Source organism: Actinomycetes bacterium, from assembly GCA_036510875.1.
GTDB lineage: Bacteria > Actinomycetota > Actinomycetes > Prado026 > Prado026 > DATCDE01.
Genome location: DATCDE010000170.1, coordinates 1 through 2656 on the forward strand (window position 1 = coordinate 1; position 2656 = coordinate 2656).

Below are 2656 nucleotides of genomic sequence, written 5' to 3' on the forward strand. Positions count from 1 at the left end.
GCGTCCCGGGCGGGGTCGACGAACTCCGGCGGCGCCGCCACCAACGTGTTGCGGAGTCTGGCCGCGGCCAGCGACCGGTCCTCGCTGAGCAGATCCCGGGGCAGCGCGGCGCCGGTGACGTACAGGTCGCCGGTGGAGGCGATCCGGTCCAGGGTGGCGGCGTTCCAGGTGGCGAGGTCGGGCAGGGTGCAGGTGCCGGCGAGCAGCACGGGCAGGCTGCGGATCGCCGGGGCGGCGGTGCGGGGGTCGGTCAGGGTGATGAGCAGGTCGCGGATGGCGTGGATGTCGGCGCGGACTCCGAGCAGGGCGGGAGTGGGGGTGCGCAGCGCCGCGAGCTCGACGCGAACCTGCCGCCAGCCGCTGGCCTGCCGGGCGAGCGCGTCGGTTTGACGCTGCCAGGGCTGCGCCGGTCTGCCCCGGGCGGTGTCGATGTGGGCGGCCCGGTTCAGCACAGCGCCGGTGGCTTCGGTGAGTAGTACCGCGGCGGTGGCGTAGTCGGCGAGGGTACCCACGCCCGGTCGGGCGGGCCGCCGGGGAGGTCACCCCCCGCTCCCCCGTGACTGTGCCCGTGGCCTTGCGACCCAGCGCGGCGGAGGTCTTTCGGTTGGGCCTGCGGCGGTGCGGGCCGACGGGCCGAGCGGTGCGCACCCGACCTCGAGATCGAGACCCGACGATCCATGCCCTGGACCGGCGCCGCTGGTCGGCGCGTCGGCATGTCAAAGCCCCTCGGGGTTCTCGTCCAGGATTCCTTGGGCGGCCTCGGCGCCGGCCTTGGTGGGTTTGCCCTTGAGGATCCGCTCGAACCCGACGGCGACCATGGCCCCGAGGAGCGGTCCGACCAGGTAGATCCAGTAGTTGGTCAGATCCCGGCCGATCAGCTCGGGGGCGAAGGAGCGGATGGGGTTCATCGACGCGCCGGACACCGGCGCACCCCACACCGACACCAGGCCGATGTACCCGCCGACCGCCAGGGCGCCGTTGATGCCGACGTTACGGGCGCCGGAGGCGGTGCCCAGGATCTCGCTGACCAGCCCCAGGGTCAGCACGGCCTCGGTGAGCATCGCCACCGTCAGGCTCACCTGGCTCGTCGGCTCGGTGGCCCCGTTGATGATCCCGCCGTACATGACCTGCAGGAACCAGGCGGCCAGCACCGCCCCGATCAGCTGGGCGAGGATGTATCCGGGGACACGGATCCAGGGGAAGTTGCGGCGCACCGCGAACGCCAACGTGACCGCAGGGTTGAGGTGGGCGCCGGAGATGGTGCCCATGAAGAAGATGATCCCCATTACCATCACGCCGGGGGCCAGCGCCTTCATCGCCAGGGTCAGCCCGCTGCCGTAGGCGGTCGCACCGATCACCCCGCCCCCGGCCGCGACCAGGACGAGCAGGAAGGTGCCCCACAGCTCGCTGAACAGCCGCCGGTACTCCAGGTTGGGGTCGTCGAACTCCAGATCCCGGCGGCGCACCGTCGCGCTCCTCCGGGCCAGCCACGCCAGAACCGGCTCCCCACCGCCACCGTGCGCGTCATCCGCGGACACTCGCCCACCTCCGAGTGCTCATTGGCAGTAACGACGTGCCACCGCCGGTCACTTCTCGTGCCGATCAGCGTCGACCAGCGCCCATGGCCCCCACAGCCTCGGCCGGTCGGGGCACCTAGACCCCGGCTTGCGCGGTGATCCGTCCGCTGGCGGCCGCGTCGGCGAGGGCCGCGTGGTCGAGGTCGTTTTGTTCGGCGTAGAGCTCGGCGAAGTCGGCGATGGCCTGGTCGAAGCGGTCGCTGGAGCCGAGGTAGGCGGCGATGGCGACCCGGTCCCCGGAGCGGGCGTGCGCGCGGGCCAGGGCCTGGCCGCAGATCCGCCCGTAGAACGCCATCCCGTCCGGGGCCATCTCCTCGACCACCACCGAACCCTTGCCGTCACGCAGCTGACGCAGGTAGAAGTCCCGCTCCACCCCGTCGGGCCCTTCGGCCCGCTGCCAGCCCAGGAAGATGTCGCTGGTCGCCTGCATCAGCTGCTGCCCGGTGACCACCCGCTGGCCCTGGTTCTTGAAGCCGCGGGCCTTGACGAACCCGTACAGCACCGAGGGCTGTGCCTCCTTGGCCTGCAGGAACAGCGGGTCCTGACCGTCGAGGCCCTCGAACAGCAGGATCCACGCGCGGGTACCGACACTGCCGACCCCGACGACCTTGCGCGCCATCTGGACCAGCTGGAACTGCTCCAGCAGGTGCCGGCGGTCCCACTGCAGCGTGCCCCGGTAGGACCGGACCAGCTTGTGCAGCGCCTCGTACGTCGTGGCCGCCTGCTCGGCGCCCCACAGCTCCTCGATCGGCACGATCAGCGGTGGCTGGCTGACGATCCGCGGCCGTCCGTCGACCAGGTGCGTCAGCTTGGCCAGGGCCTGCACACTGTCCCGGCTGCGTGCCTTGTCCACCATCGCCTCGGTGCGCACCTGGCGGGCCGTGTCCAGCTGCTCCCCGATCTGCTTGAGTACCTCGTCCAGGTCCAGGTGCGAGTACCACACGGCCAGGTTGCCCTGGCCGGCGAAGTCCCGCATCAGCTGCCGGTACCCGGCCGCCGCGGCCAGCACGATCGCGCGCCGTTTCTTGCGGGGGAAGCCGTTGCCCCGTCCGGCCACCGCCAGGCTGGCGGCCAGCCGC

3 protein-coding genes are annotated in these 2656 nt (G+C 72.0%); all 3 read right to left on the reverse strand.

The features are described from left to right. The coding region (locus tag VIM19_09870; GenBank protein HEY5185187.1) for a hypothetical protein at positions 1-512 on the reverse strand (512 nt) is incomplete at its 3' end. Positions 513-716: 204 nt separating this feature from the next. Continuing rightward, complete coding sequence (locus tag VIM19_09875; protein HEY5185188.1) at positions 717-1466, reverse strand: aquaporin; 750 nt, start codon at positions 1464-1466, stop codon at positions 717-719. 187 nt (positions 1467-1653) lie between these two features. Then, positions 1654-2656 (reverse strand): DUF2252 family protein (locus VIM19_09880; protein ID HEY5185189.1); only part of this gene is annotated, 1003 nt, incomplete at its 5' end.